The 21,732-nt window shown below is 30.0% G+C and carries 18 protein-coding genes and 1 tRNA gene; 10 read left to right on the top strand and 9 right to left on the bottom strand.

The features are described 5' to 3' along the window. The 5 genes from ACSIGE_RS10255 (at nt 1) to ACSIGE_RS10235 (ending at nt 3,256) form a co-directional block, all read left to right on the top strand. Nucleotides 1-813 (top strand): hypothetical protein, encoded by an 813-nt coding sequence (locus ACSIGE_RS10255; RefSeq protein ID WP_440879781.1) that lies wholly within the window; start codon nt 1-3, stop codon nt 811-813. A 28-nt stretch (nt 814-841) separates the two neighbouring features. Continuing rightward, a complete protein-coding gene (locus ACSIGE_RS10250) occupies nt 842-1,498 on the top strand; it encodes a hypothetical protein (protein ID WP_440879780.1) in 657 nt (218 codons plus the stop codon). A gap of 70 nt (nt 1,499-1,568) precedes the next feature. Beyond that, nucleotides 1,569-2,234, top strand: a complete 666-nt coding sequence (locus ACSIGE_RS10245; protein ID WP_440879779.1) for an imm11 family protein — start codon at nt 1,569-1,571, stop codon at nt 2,232-2,234. A gap of 63 nt (nt 2,235-2,297) precedes the next feature. Next, entirely contained in the window at nt 2,298-2,690 is a 393-nt protein-coding gene (locus tag ACSIGE_RS10240) for a hypothetical protein (protein ID WP_440879778.1), read from the top strand. Between the two features lie 137 nt (nt 2,691-2,827). Then, on the top strand, nt 2,828-3,256 hold the full coding sequence (locus tag ACSIGE_RS10235) for a hypothetical protein (RefSeq protein WP_440879777.1): 429 nt from the start codon (nt 2,828-2,830) through the stop codon (nt 3,254-3,256). 432 nt (nt 3,257-3,688) lie between these two features. Here ACSIGE_RS10235 and ACSIGE_RS10230 read toward each other — a convergent pair whose 3' ends face one another. After that, nucleotides 3,689-4,132, bottom strand: coding sequence for a hypothetical protein (locus ACSIGE_RS10230; RefSeq protein WP_440879776.1), 444 nt, complete (start codon nt 4,130-4,132; stop codon nt 3,689-3,691). Nucleotides 4,133-4,658: 526 nt separating this feature from the next. Between ACSIGE_RS10230 and ACSIGE_RS10225 the strand changes: the two genes are divergently transcribed. Beyond that, on the top strand, nt 4,659-5,105 hold the full coding sequence (locus ACSIGE_RS10225; protein WP_440879775.1) for a RidA family protein: 447 nt from the start codon (nt 4,659-4,661) through the stop codon (nt 5,103-5,105). Nucleotides 5,106-5,175: 70 nt separating this feature from the next. Here the strand turns inward: ACSIGE_RS10225 and ACSIGE_RS10220 are convergent. Further along, nucleotides 5,176-5,257: transfer RNA gene (locus tag ACSIGE_RS10220), tRNA-Leu, on the bottom strand. Between the two features lie 389 nt (nt 5,258-5,646). On the opposite strand from ACSIGE_RS10220, the gene ACSIGE_RS10215 reads away from it, so the two are divergent. Beyond that, nucleotides 5,647-7,038 (top strand): dipeptidase, encoded by a 1,392-nt coding sequence (locus ACSIGE_RS10215; RefSeq protein WP_440879774.1) that lies wholly within the window; start codon nt 5,647-5,649, stop codon nt 7,036-7,038. A 57-nt stretch (nt 7,039-7,095) separates the two neighbouring features. Here the strand turns inward: ACSIGE_RS10215 and ACSIGE_RS10210 are convergent, their stop codons facing one another. The 3 genes from ACSIGE_RS10210 to ACSIGE_RS10200 form a co-directional block, all read right to left on the bottom strand. After that, nucleotides 7,096-7,668, bottom strand: a complete 573-nt coding sequence (locus tag ACSIGE_RS10210; RefSeq protein ID WP_440879773.1) for a hypothetical protein — start codon at nt 7,666-7,668, stop codon at nt 7,096-7,098. Between the two features lie 175 nt (nt 7,669-7,843). Beyond that, complete coding sequence (locus ACSIGE_RS10205) at nt 7,844-8,530, bottom strand: response regulator transcription factor (protein ID WP_440882203.1); 687 nt, start codon at nt 8,528-8,530, stop codon at nt 7,844-7,846. 86 nt (nt 8,531-8,616) lie between these two features. Then, nucleotides 8,617-9,990, bottom strand: coding sequence for a sensor histidine kinase (locus ACSIGE_RS10200; protein ID WP_440879772.1), 1,374 nt, complete (start codon nt 9,988-9,990; stop codon nt 8,617-8,619). A gap of 283 nt (nt 9,991-10,273) precedes the next feature. Here ACSIGE_RS10200 and ACSIGE_RS10195 point away from each other — a divergent pair, with 283 nt between their 5' ends. The 3 genes from ACSIGE_RS10195 to ACSIGE_RS10185 all read left to right on the top strand — a co-directional run bounded on the left by ACSIGE_RS10195 (nt 10,274) and on the right by ACSIGE_RS10185 (nt 15,129). Continuing rightward, nucleotides 10,274-12,178 carry a DUF3857 domain-containing protein gene (locus ACSIGE_RS10195; RefSeq protein WP_440879771.1) on the top strand — a complete coding sequence of 635 codons (1,905 nt, stop codon included), beginning with the start codon at nt 10,274-10,276 and terminating at the stop codon, nt 12,176-12,178. A 106-nt stretch (nt 12,179-12,284) separates the two neighbouring features. Beyond that, nucleotides 12,285-14,291: a transglutaminase domain-containing protein gene (locus tag ACSIGE_RS10190; RefSeq protein WP_440879770.1), complete on the top strand. Its 2,007-nt coding sequence runs from the start codon at nt 12,285-12,287 to the stop codon at nt 14,289-14,291. A gap of 151 nt (nt 14,292-14,442) precedes the next feature. Continuing rightward, the gene (locus ACSIGE_RS10185; RefSeq protein ID WP_440879769.1) at nt 14,443-15,129 is read left to right on the top strand and encodes a lysoplasmalogenase family protein; all 687 of its coding nucleotides are present in this window, start codon (nt 14,443-14,445) and stop codon (nt 15,127-15,129) included. A 19-nt stretch (nt 15,130-15,148) separates the two neighbouring features. Here the strand turns inward: ACSIGE_RS10185 and ACSIGE_RS10180 are convergent, their stop codons facing one another. From ACSIGE_RS10180 to leuS, 4 genes are all read right to left on the bottom strand, one after another. Beyond that, nucleotides 15,149-16,012: an acyl-CoA thioesterase gene (locus tag ACSIGE_RS10180; protein ID WP_440879768.1), complete on the bottom strand. Its 864-nt coding sequence runs from the start codon at nt 16,010-16,012 to the stop codon at nt 15,149-15,151. 77 nt (nt 16,013-16,089) lie between these two features. Further along, on the bottom strand, nt 16,090-17,298 hold the full coding sequence (locus ACSIGE_RS10175; protein WP_440879767.1) for a GNAT family N-acetyltransferase: 1,209 nt from the start codon (nt 17,296-17,298) through the stop codon (nt 16,090-16,092). A gap of 80 nt (nt 17,299-17,378) precedes the next feature. Beyond that, nucleotides 17,379-18,116 (bottom strand): hypothetical protein, encoded by a 738-nt coding sequence (locus ACSIGE_RS10170; protein WP_440879766.1) that lies wholly within the window; start codon nt 18,114-18,116, stop codon nt 17,379-17,381. A gap of 471 nt (nt 18,117-18,587) precedes the next feature. Then, nucleotides 18,588-21,401 carry a leucine--tRNA ligase gene (gene leuS, locus ACSIGE_RS10165; RefSeq protein ID WP_440882202.1) on the bottom strand — a complete coding sequence of 938 codons (2,814 nt, stop codon included), beginning with the start codon at nt 21,399-21,401 and terminating at the stop codon, nt 18,588-18,590. Between the last annotated feature and the right edge of the window lie 331 nt (nt 21,402-21,732).

The raw sequence follows: 21,732 nt of genomic DNA, 5'->3' as shown, positions 1-21,732 counted from the left end.
ATGATTAAAATAAATTTCAATATCACCTTAAATGAATCTGTAAACTCAAATTTACTTATAGATTTGATAAGGAAAGTAGAACAAATATTTCCGTCTAAAAACTTGATATATGAATATACTACTAATGTTGAAAAGGTTTTATATGGAGAAAAAAGATTTAAATCTTTTAAACCGTTTGCAGAATATTATAAGTCAAATAATTACAGGTTTGACTTATTGAAGCTGAAAAGTAAAGAAGATGATCTATTTATTGGTTTTCAGCAATCAAAAGGGGTATTAAGAGTTTTCGGAAATATAATTAAGCAGGAATTATTTCTTAAAATCGTCACTCTACTTGAACAACACATCCTATTTGCATATTGTCATAACGATTTAGACATTACATTATCTAGAGTTGAGACACATAGAAGTTGGATTAGAAAATTAGGTAAAGTCCCCTCTTATATAAGACTATTACCTAATCGAGAGAGTACAAGTGAAAGAGATAAGTATTTAATCGATTTAGAAAGTATACCAACACATTATCACCTTATCAAAACAGGAGATAGATTGTGGTTTGGTGCTTGTGCAATGATGTACTTCTCGGATGTTTATTATAAATATATTTCAAAAGAAATATGGGAAGAATTTACAGACTGTGAAGAGAATGTAGTTTTAGAAAATGGTCTAAGAAAAATAGTGTTATATAATAATTTATCTGACTTTGAGAATCCCAATAATAGAATAAAACAATGGGCTTTTAGAAATCAATTAGGTATTGATAAAGTTGCCCATAAACTCATTAAAGACGGTTCTACCCCAACTGCTGTTTGAGGTTAGATAAAACATTAAACTAATGTCAATGAAATATTTTGAAATTGATTGGGACTATGATAATTTAGACGTGATTGGGCATTATCCACAAATAAATATTAAAGAGGGATATAATCCAACTTTATCCGATAGTTATTGGAATGTAAAACCACATTCATTTCCTGATTTTATACCCAATTTAGAACTAGAATTGCATGATAAAGCTTATCCAACGGATTTTTTAGAAAAATATGTAGATTTTGGTATGCTTGTGAATACCAAGTTTAAAAATATTTTAAAGCAATTTAAATTACCTTCTCATGCTTTTTATCCTATAAAAGTATATCATAAAGGAGCGCTTTTGGAATATTTTTGGTTTCATTATATCATCGATATTTGGGAGTATGTTGACTTAAAAAAATCAACAGCTCAAATTGGTAAGAAATTTAAAAAGGAAATAGAAAAAGTAATTCTCATTCCTAATTTAGATAATATTCGAGAATATAAAAAGGCTTTACCGCGCCAACAAGAATTGAGGGTTAATGAAATTTATTTTAAACAGAATTTTCCAGCCTATGATGTCATTAAAATTTCAAAGGTAGGATACTTGAGAACTTTAATAAGTGAAGATTTATTAAAGGCTTTACAAAAAGCAGAAATGACTGGTTTTACAGTAAAACCTTACGATAAAATTGTTAATGAGTAATAATAACAAAGGAGCTGCAATAGTGGCTCCTTGTATCATTTTTATACAAATATTAATATTTTAAGATCTTATGAAGTATTACAGTATTAGTTGGGATTATGATAATTTAGAAGTGATTGGGCATTATCCACAAACGAGCTTAAAAAAAGGATATAATCCTTCTTTACCCGATAGTCATTGGGCTGTAGAACCACATTCATTTCCTAATTTTATACCCAATTTAGAACTAGAATTGCATAAAGATGCAAACGCTACAGATTACTTACATTTTGGTGATATTTCAGGGATTATTGTTAGTGGGAAATTTAGAGCCATTTTAAAAAAAATCAATTTACCACCACATGCTTTTTATCCTATAAAAGTATATCTCAAAGGAACACTTTTGGAATATTTTTGGTTTCATTATGCGATTAATGATTTTTTTAGTTGGTTGGATAAAGAAGAATCGAAAGCTATAATATACGATGATAAAAATGGAGTTTATAAAGTTATTTCGGAGTTAAATCTGAGCCTTTCTTTGGAGGAAATTGAAAAAATTAATCAAAAACTACCATGGCATCAACGTATGAAATGGGAAAAAATAATTTTCAAAAAAGAGTTTCCTAAGTATGATGTATATAAAACAAGAGGGTTAGACCTAAAAAATTTTATTAGTGAACGGTTATTAAATGCATTATTAGATACTGGAATGACAGGGTTTACATCGAAACCAATTGAAAATATAATTTGCAAATAACGCATAGGAGTTGTTTTTTAGGGCAACTCCTATCTTATTGTAAACCATAATTTAGCATTTAAAATGAAAGAGTTTGAAATAATTAAAAAATTGATGAAAGAGTTTGAGGACTCTGATTTAACAATTAAAGAATTACAAACTAAAATTCAAAAAATTACTAATAAAAAAATTGATGAGTATGTTTTGAATAATTATTGGAGATCAGAAACTTTAGATAATTTTATAAATAAACTAATATCAAACAAAAATTTTGATTTTTCAAAAAAGCTAGAGGATTCGGAGGCTCTATTGTTGATTGAAGAAATAATGAACAATGTGCATGACGACATAATTATTGAAAAAAATTCAAGAATACTTGAATATAATTATTCAAAACCAAGTGGATTAATATCCGATTTGATTTTTGAAGAAGATATAAATAACTGTAATATCATCTTAGAAAAATTAAAAGAATAGATAAGTTCGCATTTCTCTTAAAGTAAATAATGGTAATTTTTAAAAAACTAGAACCTTTATGTCTTAGAAATATAAATATTTGAGAAGTAAAGGATATACTTTACTAGATAATGGTTTAATGGTCAAACAATAATAAAATGATAGATGATATAGGATATGACACCTTTTTTAAGGATTGTGATGAAGTATTTAAAGATTTTTTAGCAGGTTATGGGTTTGAAGATATAGGAGGAGATGAGGAAGATTATGAAAAATTCTACAAAAGCAAGTTTTGGATATTAGAAATTAATATGCTTTGTAATTTTCCTCACATAGGAGTATGTAGAATATTTAAAAGTACTAGAGAAGAACATATTAAAGGGAGTATCCTTGAAAAAATCTTACAAATCAATTTTTCTGAATCTAGTAAAATTTATAATAAGCATCTAAAATTAAATACTTTTAAAACATATAAAGGAGAAATGATGTATGTTCGAGAAAAATTAGAAAAATTTTACAAACCTATCCTTACAGGAGAATTCACTTATGAAGATTATAAAAAGTTTGAGACTTTAGAGGAAAAATAGTAAATAAATCTAAACCTCTTTCAAATGCGGCTTATCAAAGAGTTAGAAAGATATATTGTCATTAAATGATTTAATGGTTGAACAATAATTATATGGGTTTAGATAATAATGCTTTTTTTGAAGATTGAGAGGAAGTGTTTAAAAAATTTTTAAAAGGTTATGGATTTAAAGATATAGAAGGAAATTAAGAAGAGTATGAAAAGTTCTATAAAAACAAAACACTTTAAAACACTAAAAACAAAACACATATTACTCTCTCTAAAAAATAATATCAGTCTCATATTTTTTCGGAAAATACACCAAAAACTATTGATTTCAGGTATCAACTACTATTGTCATTTCAAAAAATCGTATGATTCTAAAATGAATACATTACTATCCAAACAACTCCTTCTTAACTTAAACAAAAAGAAAAACAATGTTTGTCTTTGTTCATTTCATTATTCTTATCCAAATTTCCTTATTTCCTTTTCCAGATAACGCCCCCTCATTTACCTCATCAACAATATCTGTTAACTCAAAAGTATTTTCATTTGGGAAATGTACCCATCCGTACTTTACAACTTTTCCATTCGAATGCATAACCATGCGATCATCTCTTAACTCTATATTCGTTGGTGTTTTTTTATTTAATTCTTTAGATCCCCTATCCTCAATAACAAATGGAAATTCATAAATACCATCTGCCTTTACCTCTAAAGTTTTTTTCTTTTCATACCTATTTTCATTTAATACCATTCCATTTTTATCATACACTTTATGTAGCCTCCACATGCCAAAAATGAGTTCTTTATTTTGATCTGTTACTTTTTCACTATCATCACTACATGATGTAATAAAACTTAACAGCCCTAAGGTTACAAATATTTTTTTCATGTTTTTTAATTTGAATGTTTTTGTTTAAGTATAAATAAAATCAGTAAAGTAACTCATTGATTTTAATATAGATTTCAGTGTTACCAACACTGAGCTACCTTGCTTAATTTTCTAATTTTTTGAAAAATTTCTCATATATTAATTAACTCAAATATATAAACTAGTATTACTAATCAAAAGCGCTTCTAAATTCTTTTTTATACTCAAAACCCTGAAAATCGTTCCCCTATTCCCCTTATTCTTTTTACAAAATTTATTTTTCAAACACATCATTTAAAAAACGATAAATAGATCAGTTTACGGAATTTCATTAACCTTCGATATAACAACATTTTCTCTTTACCCAACAACTAAAACGTAAAAAAAATGCATAAAAAACCATCTTATTAGTTTAAGTTAAAATTGTTAAAATTTTAAATTCAAAAAAAACAAAAAACTATATTTATTGTTTGAAAAACAGCATATTATGAACACTTCCATTTATTTTTATAGCTTTTTACTAAGTTTATTTCTTTCTTCGTGTGATATGAAAAAGAACACAGAACTCAAAGAAAATCAAGATCAAAATGCCACTTTAGAAAAAAAAGAAGCTGCACAAAAAACCGTATATATAGACCCTGGAAGTACCTATAGTTATGCTACCATTGCACCTAAAAATGCTCAAATGATATATGTATCTGGAATCAATGCTCGGGGAGAAAATGGCGAAGGCTTGAACTTAGAACAACAATTACAAAAGATTTTTAAAAAATTAGATGATATATTAAAAAAAGCAGGCTCTAAGCCAGAATGCATTACTATGATCAAGCAATATACTACACGAATGGACAATGAGTTCTTCGATATTTTCTTACGGGAAAGAGGTAAATTTTTAAAAGGAAGCAAACCCGCAAGTGCCCTAATCCCTATGGCCAAAATACCTGGAGGCATTATTGATGTAGAAATTGAACTTGTTTGTTACAAATGTGAATAATCCTTTTAAAGACATAAACTATTTGACAATATAAAAAAAGCTTTAGAAAAAATCTAAAGCTTTTATTTTGTACGGGCGGAGAGACTCGAACTCTCACACCTTGCGGCACTAGATCCTAAGTCTAGCGTGTCTACCAATTCCACCACGCCCGCGTATACTAAAATTGTGCGTGCAAATATACATAAACTATTCAAATATCAAAGCTATTTTTAAAACTTTTACAGCACACCTCCATACCTCACTGTAAATCAAAACATATCAATAATTCAGAAAGCTCTCTAACGAGAGCTTTCCTTTAGAATCTATCTCAAACCCTTCTAAGATTAGAAAATAGAATATTAATTCAAATCAAAATAAGTACCTTTTTTATATAACTAATCTAATCAATAATCATTCCTAAATTTTAGATATGATATTTTACAATAAGATAAACGTATATACACCCTGTATTTATGAAACAAAAGCAATAAAAAAGTCACATCTTTTTTGAAAAAAGAATTCAAAAAAAATCTGTTAACTTAGCGTACTTAATTAAATTACAATGCAAACTATTCAAGAATATATAAGCAATCATAAGCAACGTTTTTTAAATGAACTCATCGAGCTCCTTAAAATCCCTTCTGTTAGCGCTGATCCTGCCTTCAATCAGGATGTACTTAATACAGCCGAAAGTATAAAAGATAGTTTGGAAAAAGCTGGCTGTGATAAAGTTGAAATATGTGAAACCCCTGGCTATCCAATTGTTTATGGAGAAAAAATAATTGACCCTACACTCCCAACAGTTTTAGTTTACGGACATTATGACGTACAACCCGCTGATCCAATTGACTTATGGGACTCTCCTCCTTTTGAACCCGTAATTAAGAAAACCGATATACACCCAGAAGGTGCTATTTTTGCAAGAGGTGCCTGCGATGATAAAGGTCAAATGTACATGCATGTAAAAGCGCTGGAATATATGACCCATACTGGTAATTTACCCTGTAATGTAAAATTCATGATTGAGGGAGAGGAAGAAGTAGGCTCAGAAAGTTTAGCTTGGTTTGTACCTAGAAATAAAGAAAAATTAGCGAATGATGTCATTTTGATCTCTGATACAGGAATGATCGCAAACAATATTCCTTCAATTACCACAGGATTAAGAGGATTAAGTTATGTTGAAGTTGAAGTCACTGGTCCTAATAGAGATTTACATTCTGGTCTTTATGGTGGGTCGGTAGCCAATCCGATTAATATTTTAACAAAAATGATTGCTTCTTTGCATGATGAAAACAATCATATTACCATTCCTGGGTTTTATGATAATGTTGAAGAATTATCGAAATCGGAGCGAGATGAAATGGCTAAAGCCCCTTTTTCTTTAGAAGCATATAAAAATGCTTTGGCTATTGATGATGTCTATGGTGAGAGTGGTTTTTCTACCAACGAGAGGAGTTCTATTCGACCTACTTTAGATGTGAATGGAATTTGGGGAGGCTACACTGGTGAAGGGGCTAAAACTGTTATTGCAAGTAAAGCCTATGCTAAGATTTCAATGCGTTTGGTACCCAACCAAGACTGGAGAAAAATTACCGAATTATTTAAAGCCCATTTTGAAAATATTGCTCCAGCAAGCGTAACAGTAAAAGTAACTCCTCATCATGGAGGACAAGGATATGTAACTCCTGTAAATAGCGTTGGCTATAAGGCTGCAAGTAAAGCGTATGAAGAAACATTTGGGGTAACTCCAATTCCTCAAAGAAGTGGAGGTAGCATTCCTATTGTCGCTTTATTTGAGGAAGAATTAAAGAGTAAAACTATTTTGATGGGATTTGGGTTAAATTCTGATGCTATTCACTCACCCAATGAACATTTTGGTGTTTGGAATTATTTAAAAGGTATTGAAACCATTCCTTACTTTTATAAATATTTTACAGAGTTAAATGCAAAATAAAACTATAAAAAGTCCCATTTTTTAAACATACGAAAATGGGACTTTTTTCTTCGTTCCTTACTTCACTTTAGTCGTTTTTTCATAATAACGCTTTGCCCTCTCATACTCTCTTTTCGCATGCGCTAATCTTCTCTTTGCTACTTCTTTTCTAGCGTCATTAGCCCCCTTCATAGCTTCTCCATTAATTACATATTTAAGTTCTTCGCCAATAGCTTTTAATTTTTCTTGAAAACCTTTTGAAATCATTTCTTTATCAGCATAAATTCTAACATGTCCCTCACTTAATTTACAACTAAAAGCCTCTTCTTTATTTTTAACTATTGTCCAAAAAGTAGTTTGATTGGTATTAGAAAATTTTAGATCTTTAAATTTCATCTGAAGAAAATCTCTTACATCAGCTGTAATCTCATCATTAAAGGAAGCTTTAAATTTATACGTGGTTTTGTTACTTTTAACTGAAATAGAACTCGAACCATTACACTTACTTTTATTTAACGTACTATTACTAAAGTAGCTCATACTATCCGTGTTCCCATAGTTTTCAGTTAACGATTGGGCTGATTCCTTCTTTTTTTGAGCTGTTGCCATTATAATGGCTAAAAAAAACACTAAACACATTGCATTTCTCATAATTATCGGTTTTAGAATTATATATTGATTTATGATATTAAAATCATTATTCCTGTAAAACAGTACAGAAATTATTTTATGTTGTATATCAATCTTAAACAGCTGGTTAAAAAACCAAAGAATGTTCAACAGTAATTATTTACATCAATTAAAAATGATTAATACTATTTTATTTTTAAGAAATTTTAAATTCAAGCCCTACACCTCTTATGCTTTCAATTTTAATAGAAGCATCTTCTTTAAAATATTTCCGAAGGCGACTAATGAATACATCCATACTTCTTCCTGTAAAAAAATCATCAGCCTTCCAAATGGCTTCTAATATTTCATTTCTTTTTAGCAATTGATTTTTGTGTTCAAATAAAAACTGAATTAGTGCTGCTTCCTTTTCTGTTAACCGTTGGATACTATCCTTATATTTTAATTCAAGCCTAGTTTTAAAAAATTGGTATTTCCCAATACTAAAACTGGTATTTGATGGTGAATCAACAGCTTTCTTTTGTGTTCTTTTAATGATGTTTTGTATTCGCAAAATAAGCTCTTCTGCTTCAAATGGCTTTATAATATAATCATCTGCTCCTAACTTCAACCCTTTAATTTTGTCTTCTTTGTGATTCCGAGCCGTTAAAAAAACAAAAGAAATTTCAGGATTATACTCAATTACTTTTTCGGCTAATGAAAATCCATCCAATTTAGGCATCATTACGTCAAAAACACAGATATCAAAATGGCTTTTGTGAATTCTTTTCAAAGCCTCCTCTCCATCTTTAAGCCAAATAACATGAAATTCATGTAAGCTTAAATATTCTTGTAAAATGTTACCAAAATCAAGATCATCTTCTACTAATAAAATCGTTTTCATTTGTTTATTATTTATTACTTCCATTAGATCAAATTTTGTTTATAAATAACAATCCGTTCATCATCGATGCCTTTGTATAATTTACTTTATTCAATTGGAATTTTAATAATTAGTATTGTTCCTTTAGAAACCTCGCTTTTTAAATTAATATATCCTCCATGAGCTTTAACAATTTGATCTACATAATACAATCCCAAACCCAATCCTTTTATGTTGTGAACGGTTTGATTCGCTATTCTATAAAATTTATCAAATACCTTTGCTTGATCATTTTTGGCAATACCAACTCCATTATCTTCAATTATAATTGCAAATTCTGTGTTTGATTTTTCTGTAGAAACACAAATTTTACTAGCTCCATACTTGGTTGCATTTTCCAATATATTAAGTATCGCAGTATTAAATTGAAATTCATCTAACACTAGTTTCGTACTTTCAGAATGAAAATGGCTTACAATACTGATGTTATTATGTTGCAAACAATAATCATTCAATAAGTTTTCTAACCATATTTTAGCATCCATCTCTTTTTTTTCAAGCTGAATACTTTCAAAACCTAAAGAATCATTAACCACCTGATCAACAAGTTTTTGAAGCCTTTTTCTTTGCCTATCTATAGTTGCTACAGTTGATTGAAATTTAGCTTTACTATTTTGAATAGCATTTGTTTGTAATGTTTTAGTAGCAATACTCAAAGTGGCTAAAGGGGTTTTAAGTTCATGGGTTATGTTATTAACAAAGTCCGTTTTTATATCTGCATTTCTTTTTTGTTTTATAACCGCATAAAAAGCATAAGTAAACAACATAATAATCATTGAGATGGAACCAAAACTTGCCAAAAGCACCCAAAACATACGTCTTAAAACCTCAATTTCCCAATTTTTCACATCAATATAGCTACTTGTTGTAATTTCAAAACCCCTATTTTTATTTACTAAATCCATTCTATTGTCCTTTTGCTTAGAAGAACTCATAGATGACCATTCACCTGTGTTCACATGATATCTCGTATCATTATTTAATAAATCTCCAAAAAGCAATACAGGCTCATTTTCGGCACTCACCAAAGTATCTTTTCCCAACTTATTAAAAACAATAGCGCTAGTGATATTTTTTTGATAAGATATAGGAAACGTAAGCTTTTTAGTTTCAATTTCTTCAGCAAAATAACTTTTAAATCTTTCATTTAAACTATCTCTTTTTTTATAAAACTGTACACGTAATTGCTCAGCTTGAATTACATTATCATCGCATTGAGATAAAGCACCCTCAAACATTTTTGCATATGTGTCATCCCATCTATCAATTTTTTCTAAAAACTTTAATTCTTGTTTTATTTCTTTAAAAAAAATATCACGTTGTAACTTAAAGGTATTTTTAATTAAAGCATATTGAATTGCAGACAAAACAATTAGTGCTAAAGCAGAAGCTATAATTAATATTTTGATTTTCGTTCTCACAATTCAAAAGTATTGTAAACTTTATTGAATAAAGCTATAATACAGTCTCGTTAACCTATCATTAACCATTAAACTAACTTTTAACATAATCAATTATTCAAAAGAAGAAATGAATTGTAAACTTATTTTAAATCAAATCATACAACTTATAAGCACTTCATTTTACCAATCAAGAATAACATTTAGACCCTAAGTATAGGAATGTCTTTTAAAACCACAAAAAAAACTTTAACACTTTTATTTTTTTTTATAAATTCGCAATCTTATTTCATTAATTAATTGCATGAAACCCTTTTACAGAGCTATTTTTGTTTTGTTATTCTTACATAACACTGTTTTTTCTCAAGATACCGAATTAAACGTAAACCTTATTTCTGAAGAATTTAAAGCCAATGCCGATGCGGTTTTGAGACTTTCTGATAAAATTATAACAGTCGCTGAAGTTGATAAACTAATAGTATCTAACAAAAGAATCGTAACAGTTCTTAACAAGAGAGGTAATAAGCATATCAGAGCTTTTGAATACTATAATGAAGATACTAAAATTAAAAAAATATCAGCAATTATTTATGATGCTTCAGGAAATAAAATAAAAAAATACTCAAAAAATGATTTTAAAGATATTAGCGCAGTAGAAGGCGGGCAATTATATTCAGATTCAAGACTGAAATATTTGGAACATACCCCGATATCTTATCCATATACAATAGTGTTCGAATCAGAATATCAAAACTCCTCTACAGCATTTATTCCTAAATGGATTCCACTAGAAGATTATAGAATTTCCGTAGAAAAAAGTGTTTTTTCTTTAAAAAACCCAAGGAATATAACTCTTCGAAAAAAAGAAGAAAATTTCACAGGCTATTCTATTAAAAAAGAAGAAAACGAACAATTTTTACAATATAGTTTAAATGATCACATAGCTATAAAACATGAAAAAAAAGCGCCTTCTTTATACAGCACTACTCCTTTCTTAAGGCTGGCTTTAAACTCTTTTTCTCTTAAAGGAGTTAAAGGAAAGGCTAAAAACTGGACTGAATTTGGAAATTGGATCTATACAAACTTATATGAGGGAAAAAATGAATTGTCTATAGCAACCATTACCAAAGTAAAAGAGCTTGTGAAAGACCTTAAAACAGTAGAAGAAAAAATCAAAAAAGTATACGAGTTTGTCCAAAATAAAACACGTTATATTGGGGTTCAAATTGATATCGGAGGATGGTCACCAATAACCGCTGATAGGGTAGATATATCAGGCTATGGAGACTGTAAAGGTTTAACTAATTATACAAACGCATTACTTAAAGCCATCGGAATATCATCTTATCATGTTATTGTTTTTGCTGGTAAAAAACGAAATATTGATACCGATTTTTCATCTATCGAAGGAAATCATATGATTTTAAATATACCTATCAAAGGTAAGGATGATATATGGTTAGAGTGCACAAGTCAAACAATGCCTTTTGGTTTTTTAGGAGATTTTACTGATGACCGGGACGTACTAGTAATTACACCTGAGGGAGGGATCATTAAAAGAACCCCGAGCTATAAAAACTCAAGTTTTCAAAATACCTTAGCACAAGTGAAACTTCTAAAAAATGGAAACTTGACGAGCTCATTAACTGCAAAATCTACGGGAACCCAATATGACAATAAGTTCTACGTTAAAGATTATACGCAAAAAAAACTTAAGAAGTACTATAAAGAATATCGTTGGGATTACAATAATAATCTAGAGCTAGTATCAGCTGAATTCAATAATAATAAAGAAACTGTTGAATTTACTGAAAAACTAGAACTTGCCATAGATAATTATGCAACTGTAAGTGAAACTAATTATTTGTTTAAGCCTAATGTTTTAAATAGAAACACTAGTATTCCAGATCGCTACAGAAACAGGAAAATGCCTTTAAAATTATACCATAGCTTTACAGATAAAGATGAGTATTTAATTGAAATTCCTGAAGACCATCAAATAAACGAACTACCTAAAGGTAAAGAAATTAAAAACAAATTTGGCTACTATAAAGTAGCCTTCGAAAAGATGGGTAATAAATCTATTAAATACACTCGAGAGTTTTCTTTAACCGAAGGTATTTTTTCTAAAGAAGATTACTCCTTATACAGAAAGTTTATAAAATCCGTAACTCGCCACGACAATCAAAGAATAGAACTTACGAAATAATACATATCCTAAAATTGTTTGCTAAGCCATAGGAAAATTATAGAATTTTTAAAATCAATAGTTTTTATAGCAAAACGTAAGCGCAAATTATAAAAATTAAAAACACATGAAAAAATCGATTGCCTTTATAGTATTGTTAATTTCAGCTTCTCTCTTTTCTCAAGAAATTAAATTTGGAAAGGTATCTAAAGATGCGCTGATGCAAGTTAAACACCCTATTGATTCAACAGCTAATGCATCATATTTATATAAAAAACGAAACACTTATTTCAATTATGATAAAGGTGAGGGCTTTGTTGTAATAACAGAATGTCATGAAAGAATTAAAATATATTCTAAAGAGGGCTTTTCAAAGGCGACTAAAAAAATATCATTTTATTCTCCTGAGTCAGGAAATAAAGAAAAGGTTATCATAGAAAAGGCTTATACATTTAATATTCAAGATAATAAACCTAAAAAAATCAAAGTTACCTCGGAACATATTTTTAAAGAAAAGTTAAATAAATACTACTCTGAGAAAAAAATTACCTTTCCTCAAATTAAAGAAGGAAGTATTCTTGAATTAAAATACAAAATTATATCGCCTTTTTGGTCTATAAGAACTTTAAATTTTCAATACAATATTCCTGTAGATGTTCTTGACTACCAAGTCAAAATACCAGAATACTTTATATTTAATAAGCGTTCAAAGGGCTACTTTTCAGTTCCTATAAAAGAAACTTCTTACAGAAATAGTATTAATTTTCAAACAAAATATAGAAGTAACGGTTATACCAACACTACAAGTTACCAAAACAATCAAGTAAGCTATACGGGGAATAAATATACCTTCAATGCAAAGAACATACCTGCTATGAAGGACAACGAACCTTACGCTGGTAACATTCAAAATTACAGAGGAGGAATGGAATTTGAACTTTCTGGAACAAGGTTTCCAAACACTCCTTATAAAAATATGGCAACCTCTTGGGAAGAGGTGAGCAAAGAAATATTCGAGTCTAATAGCTTTGGTGAGCAATTAAGCAAATCTAGTTACTATAAAGACGATATAAAAACTATTTTAAACGCAACAAAAACAAGTAATGAAAAAATAACTGCTATTTTCAATTTTGTTAAATCCAAAATAACTTGGAACGGGTACTATAATAAGTACACTGAAAAAGGAGTTAAAAAAGCTTATAAAGAGGGGGTTGGTAATACTGCAGAAATCAATCTTATGTTAACTTCAATGCTTCGGTATGCTGGTCTTACAGCCAATCCTGTATTGGTAAGTACCAAATCTAACGGTATTCCTATTTTTCCTACACGACAAGGGTTTAATTATGTTATTGCTAAAGTCAATTTCATGGATGGAAAATCTGTTTTACTTGATGCCACAGATAAATTTTCTGTTCCTAATATTTTACCCCTACACTGTCTAAATTGGCAAGGAAGAGAAATTAGAAAAAACGGAGTTTCGAACACAGTCCCCTTAATCCCCGATAATCAAACTCAAGAACTAAATCAATTAAATTTTGTTATTGATAGTGATTTATCTATAATTGGAAATTATCGAAAAACTTATGACAGGCATAATGCTTTAATATTTAGAAGTAATAATGAAAGTAAAAAGGAGGATGAAATAATTAATGAACTAGAGAATAATTATAACATTGAGATTATTAGCTTTAAAGATAAAAACCGATCTGATCTTTCAAAGAAACCAACTCGTTCATTTAAATTTACATCTGAAGATTTTATTGAAGAAATAGGTAATAAAATTTATTTTAACCCTATGATTTTCCTAACTAAAAGGAAAAATCCTTTTAAAACTGAGGAAAGAAATTACCCTATAGACTTTCTGATACCATGGCAAGAAAAATTTTCAGCAACAATTAAAATTCCAGAAAACTACAGTATTGAATCGGCTCCAAGTTCAATTGCGATTGGCTTACCAGAAAATATAGGCGTATTTAAATATAGAATTCTTTATGAAAAGGATAAAATAAGAGCTGAATGCTTGTTACAAATGAATCAACACGCGATACCTCCTACTTACTACAAAACAACAAAAAGTTTTTATAAACAAATTATTGAAAAAGAGATGGAAAAAATTGTACTTATCAAAAATTAAATCATAAAAAAAATCATCAAACAACATTTAATAAAAAAATAAAATCTTTTTTGTGTTTTTAGATATTTACGCATTATAATAATCAAAATATTTGTTACATTTAGATTTTAGTACCTTCCTAAAATTTCAATTTACTCGCTATATAAAAAAGATGTCAATAAAAAATGAACTTTATATGATAATGGAGGAGTATGGATACACCTTACTCTACTTAACAATATCTTTACTTTCTTTTATTTTTATAGATAATGACTCTACCATAGAGCTTATTTTAAAGCTTCTTTCGATACTTTCATTAACTTTTATGTATCTAAATAAGACTAGAATAATAAATTATTACTATCTGTTAGTTCTTTTATTTTCAATGGCCTCAGATGCCTTTCTTATTTTTTCCGAAGACTTTCTTTTTATAGGCTCCCTACCCCTTATTGCTAATCGATTCTTATATATTATTATTGCAAGCAAGGCTATAATCCAAACGAAATTAAAGTTTTTAATTTTTTATCTTTTTTTGTCTCTTTTGGTTTTTATTGTTATTTACACAATTTTGAAACCTTACATACAAGAAATAGTAGAAATTTTTATTGTTATGGGCCTATCTTCTGTAGTCATGGTTTTATTTTCCTATATCAATTATCTCAATAAGATGAATCGTCGGAATAAACTGTATTTCATAGGATTGTTTCTCCTTGTTTTTGCAGATATTTTAATGACTTTCAATAACTTCATCGATTATGACATAATGTATGTATTTTCCTATACTTTTATATACTATATAGCACGTTATTTGATTTGCGATTCTATGATTATAAACCTAAAAAAATCTACTAAAGGCTAACCCTATCCCCGATGCTCTTCTATTTAATAGGCCTTATAAGACCTTCTTGAGCTATGGAAGCTATTAATTTGCCATCGCGAGTATATATATTTCCTCGTGAAAAGCCTCTTGCACCAAAAGAGTTTGGACTTTCAACAGAAAACAGTATCCAATCACTAAAATTAAAATCTCTATAAAACCACATAGCATGATCTAAACTTGCCATTTGAGTATTTCCAAAATGAGCTTTACTTGCATTTGGATAGAGACAGGCAGTTAGGATATTATAGTCTGATATATAAGCCAAAATTTGCTGTTTTAGCGATAGCTCTATATTTTCTCGACTTCCCTTTAGCTTAAACCAAACATCAACAACAGGAGGTAAATCTTCTTTAGTTAAGGGATTTATAAGCTGGACGGGCTTAAACTCAATGGGGCGTTCAATACCCAAAAAATGCTTCATCTTTCTGGGAATAAAAGTACCATATTGTTTTACAATACAAGACCAACTTAATAATTCCTCTGGTTGCTTTACATTTACTTTCATTGGCATTTGATGCTCATACCCTTTTTCTATTTTATGAAAGGAACATGATAAAATAAACATTGTTTTTTTATTTTGAAATGCGGTCACACGCCGTGTTGAAAAACTACCACCATCTCTGATTTTCTCAACACTGTAAGTTATTGGTAACTTCAGGTCTCCTGGTTCTAAAAAATAAGAATGTAATGAATGTAAAACTCTTTGTTTTGGAAGAGTACGATAAGCGGCATTTAAAGATTGAGCCACTACTTGTCCTCCAAATATATTTAAACTACCAATATCTGTGCTCGTTCCTTTAAAACAATTATTTCCAACATCTTCCAAAATTAGCAATTTTAATAAGTCTTCTCTATCTCTCATTTTTTTATAATAAAAGGTATTATACAACAAAAAAGCTGTTAAAACCTACATAACAACCACTTAAACATCAAATAGAATTATTTAACAAGTACTGACTTAAAAGGGTATTTTTGATTAAAGCCTGTTGGTTTAATCTTTTTCAAAAATAAGCTAAGTATTTTATTCGGTAAATGCTTCCTATGTTTCAAATAAATGGTCATTTCTTCTGGAGTTGCTCCTACAGAGCTTTTTATTTCACTGGCAGTTCTACCAAAGTTAATTTGTTTTACCTTTCTTTGAATCGCTATATCAACATAATCATAAAGCATTCTTTGGTAAATAGCTAGTTCTCTATTTAAGTCATAATCTATTCCAACAAAATGGGCATCTAATATATCCTTTTGGTTAATAACACCTGACATAAACCCAACTAATTTGGTTCCCAGCCAATATCCCTTTAAAATATAATATTCACCAAGATTTTCTTTTAACGTTTTATAAGTTATCAAATTGAAAGCACCTAAATTAAAACTCGCCTTATTCGATACTTTTTTATAAAGTTCAGTCATTTGTGGAATTATGGAGTCCAAGTCTTTCAATTGAATATCAGCTATATGTAACCGTTCACTCTTCAAAAGCGCTTTTTTTGCTTTTACTCTAAATTTTGTTTTCATAGCCAAGAGATAATCTTCAAAGTCATTCCATTCTTTATTTATTTTCATCACCATGTTAGGCGCTACTTTGAAGTCATAAAATCCATCTGATTTTAGTTCGTCGGTAATAAAAGTTGACTCTTTAGTAAAATCTTTTATCATATAAACATCGATCTCTTCGTTTAGTTCTTTTTTAGAATTAACTAACCCTGCGATCGCTTTTGAAAATTGCTTAACTATATTTTTTTTATCCTGATCTGATCGAATAAAAACGCCATGTTCTCCCGTTACAAAAGTATTTCCACAAGTAAGAACTTTTAATGGCTTTCCTTGGGGAAGGATTCGAAGATTCCTAGCAATACATTTGAGGTATTCGAAAATAGTTTGAGTGTCATCCTGAAAACTATCTGAATAAAAATCAATGACTTGAATTACAAAAAAACCTATATAGTTACCCAATTCATTACTTAAGACAATATAAGCAAATTTAATTTGTGGATTATGCGTCTCCAAAGCAATTAAATAACTTGGATGAAAATAAAGATTATTTTTACACTTTAAATCCTCATAAACTTTATTAGGAATAGCATCAACCTTTTCGTAATAATTTACATGAGAAGCTGATAAGTCTTGATTACATGAAAAAAAGCTCACTAATTTTATTTTTGTGTAAAATTAAGAAAGTTTTATTAAGTGATAAAAGTCTAATCGAATTCAATTAACTATTTACATAGTTAAAACTGCTGTTTTATTTTTCGAATGGTTGATGAGCTGAGGTAAAATAGATAAAAACCAGACAGAATAGTTAGCAAGCCTAAAATTGAAAATACCCTTAACATCCAATTTGTAATTTCATCCCTAGTCTCAAAATCCATAACATGTAACATCCATAGAAAATCAAATCGTCTCCAATTATTATTTCTCACTGTGGTTATTTTTGCCAATTCTGGATGAACATACACCTTTGTATCTGTTTCGTGTTCTAACTTAACGATATACGCAGGTAATGGTTTTCCTCGATATTCATGATGCTTACTTACCGTGTTTTTTAAGAGTTCCGTATTTTTTACAGGAATAGGCTCGTATAATCTACTTTCTACAAAAGTAAGTACCTCTTCTTTTGTTAGTTCGTTGCGTAAACGATACGTTCCATGAGATAACGCTATTAATCGTGTGCCTTTCTCGTTAGAAACTCGAAGGATGCTATCCTTACCAAGGATAACACCTTGTATTTGATCTCCTTTAAAACCTTCTTTAAGCTCCAACAAATCCAGACATCTAACCAAAGATTGACTTACCTTAAAACTAAAACTCTTTTCTGATTTATCCAATAGGGTTTTACCATGAACATCATTCATATTGTTCCAGCTAAAATAAAGGCCTCCAAGTGTCCAAAATAAAAATTGAACACCAATAAATAATCCTAAATAACGATGTACTTTTCTCGTGGTTAAATGAAGTTTTCGTGACATTTTTTTGGTTTAATTATTATGTTCTATGAATTTAACTGATCTCTTTCATACTTTTTCTAGAAGACATAAACTTTATTGCGACTTGTGTTTTTTAAGTCTATTTCTTTTTCCATTAATGAAAAAGAAACAAAAAATCTAGTCTTAACCATGCTACACTCAAAAATAATCAATCTCGAACCTAAATTAAAATAACTCACTATCATTCAAACAGATTTTAATTTTAATGGTTCTTACCTAGTTATTTTTGGATTACCTGCTTATGACAATATAACTTTTTTACTCCGAATTATTAGAACAACAGGAATTCAACATTCTGTAGCAAAAAAGCCATTGCAAATTTTTACAATGACTTTTTCTTAATTTTATATAATAGTTTGTTATTTCGACTAATAAAAAGAAATCGTCTAAATTATTAGAGGATCGGTTTAAAATATGTCCTTTAAATCAATAACCTCTCAAGTGAAATAACTTTTACCCAACAATATTGATAATCTTTCCAGGCACAATAATCACCTTTTTTGGTTCTCTTCCTGCGAGTTGTTGCTGTGTTTTTTCATGAGCCATTACTGTTTTTTCAATATCCGCTTTACCCATATCCAATGGTAAATTCAATTTGAATCGCATTTTACCATTAAATGACACAGGATATTCTTTTTCAGATTCAACCAAATACTTTTCTTCAAATATTGGAAAATTTGCAAAAGCAATAGATTCTTGGTAACCTAACTTGCTCCATAATTCTTCTGCGATATGCGGTGCGTAAGGTGAGATCAAAACTAATAACTGTTTCAATATTTCTTTATTCCTACACTTTTGTGCCGATAATTCGTTCACTGCAATCATAAAAGTAGAAACCGATGTATTAAAAGAAAAATTCTCGATATCTTCTTCTACTTTTTTAATGGTTTTATGTAATGTTTTTAAACTTTCTTTGCTTGCTTCTCCTTCGGTAACTTCGAAATTATCATTGTTATGAAATAATTTCCATAATTTTTTCAAGAATGAATATACACCTGAAATGCCCGAAGTTTTCCAAGGTTTAAATTGCTCTAATGGTCCTAAAAACATTTCAAACAAACGTAAACTATCAGCGCCAAACTCTTCGCAAATATCGTCTGGGTTAACCACATTAAACCAACGTTTAGACATTTTTTCTACCTCTCTTCCTACAAGATATTTCCCGTCTTCTAATTTAAAATCTGCATTCGCAAATTGAGGCTGCCAATTCTTAAGCTTCTCTATGTTTAACTCATCAGATGAGTTGATAAGCTTTACATCTACGCGTAGCGCTTCTGTTTCATATTGATCTTTTAAGCCTGCCGAAACATAGGTATCAGTTCCAGAAACTCTATAAACAATTGCGGAAGTTCCTAGAATCATTCCTTGGTTGATTAGTTTTTTAGCAAACTCATCAACAGGTAAGAAACCTCTATCAAATAAAAACTTTTGCCAAAAACGTGCATATAACAAATGTCCTGTAGCATGCTCAGAGCCTCCAATGTATAAATCAACATCTTTCCAATATTCAACCGCTTCTTTACTTACAAACGCACCATCATTTCGAGCGTCCATATAACGGTTAAAGTACCAAGAACTCCCTGCCCAACCTGGCATGGTATTTAACTCTAATGGAAACACCGTTTCGTTATCAATTAGCTCATTGCTTACTACTTTATTTTCAACGCTATTCCAAGCCCATACCTCAGCATTTCCTAATGGCGGTTTTCCATCTTCAGTAGGTAAATACTTTTCCACTTCAGGTAGTACGATTGGTAAGTACTTTTTATCAATCATTTGAGGCATTCCGTCTTTGTAATACACCGGGAATGGCTCTCCCCAATAACGTTGACGACTAAATACCGCATCGCGTAAACGATAGTTTATTTTTCCGAAACCAAAACCGCGTTGCTCCATTTCATAGATCACGGTTTTCATTCCTTTTTTATAATTCAATCCATTTAGGAAATCAGAATTCGCTAAAACTGTTTTTCCTTTATCAGCAAAAGCTTGCTCCGAAATATCAACATCTTCAAAAATATTTGGAATATCTAATCCAAAATGCTTTGCAAAATCGTAATCGCGTTGATCTCCACAAGGAACTGCCATTACCGCACCTGTTCCATAACTAGCTAACACGTAATCACCAATCCAAATTGGCACTTGCTTTCCTGTAAACGGATGTAAAGCATAGCCTCCAGTAAATACTCCTGAAATCGTTTTAACATCTGCTAAACGATCGCGTTCCGAACGCTTTGCTGTAGCCTCAACATAGGTTTCTACAGCTTCTCTCTGCGCATCAGTAGTAATCTTAGCTACCAGCTCATGTTCTGGAGCTAATGTCATAAAAGACACTCCAAAAATAGTATCAGGACGTGTCGTAAACACGTCAATATTTGCATCATAACTGTCTACTTTAAAAGAAACCATCGCTCCTTGAGAGCGACCAATCCAGTTGGTTTGACTATCTTTTAACGGCTGTGGCCAGTCTATTTTATTCAATCCATCTAACAAGCGTTGCGCATACGCTGTAATCCGCATTGACCATTGTGTCATTTTTTTACGCACGACTGGGTGTCCACCACGTTCAGAAACACCGTTTACAATTTCGTCATTTGCCAGCACGGTTCCTAAAGCAGGACACCAGTTTACTTCCGTATCTGATAAATACGTTAAACGATATTGTAATAAAATTGCTTGTTGTTCAGTTTCAGAAAAGCTATTCCACTCTTCTGCAGAAAAACTTTTAATATCCTCCTCAGAAACTGCATTCACTTTTGCATTCCCCTCTTTTTCAAACATTGCAACTAATGTTGAAATATCTGCTGCTTTGTCAGTATCTTTATTGTACCAAGAGTTGAATAGTTGAATAAAAATCCACTGTGTCCATTTATAGTATTCAGGATTAGAAGTACGTACCTCACGAGACCAATCAAAAGAAAATCCGATTTTATCTAACTGACCTCTATATGTTTTAATATTAGTTTCTGTAGTAATTGCTGGGTGCTGTCCTGTTTGAATTGCATATTGCTCAGCAGGCAATCCAAAACTATCATATCCTTGAGGGTGCAATACATTAAAGCCTTTATGACGCTTATAACGCGCATAAATATCACTAGCAATATAGCCTAGTGGATGTCCAACATGTAATCCAGCTCCTGATGGATAAGGAAACATATCTAACACATAATACTTTGGTTTATCAGAATTATTTTCAGCTTTAAATGTACCGTTATCAGCCCAGTACTTTTGCCACCTTGCTTCAATTTCTTTATGATTGTATTGCATTTCTGTAACTTCTTGTTTTAAAGGAAGCAAATTTACGGTTATTTACCTATTATAAAAGAATAAGGCATAGCATTTCTATGATTCTCCTTATTTTTTAATTCCTTAGGAAAAGAACTCCATTTCAGAATAGTACAATATTCCTTGTTGAAACATTTTTATGTTTGATGGCAAGTCAGTCGTCACTTACTAAAATTTATAAAAAGCTTTCTTATTATGATAAAAAAATTACTCACTATTTTATAGCTTAAAACCTCAGTTAATATTACTCTATATAATATATTAAATAAAATATTCGCATTTAGCTACAAACACTCATTAGTATTTTAACTAA

Source organism: Tenacibaculum profundi, from assembly GCF_052050075.1.
In the GTDB taxonomy this organism is placed as follows: domain Bacteria; phylum Bacteroidota; class Bacteroidia; order Flavobacteriales; family Flavobacteriaceae; genus Polaribacter.
This window is presented reverse-complemented; position numbering and strand designations above follow the sequence as displayed.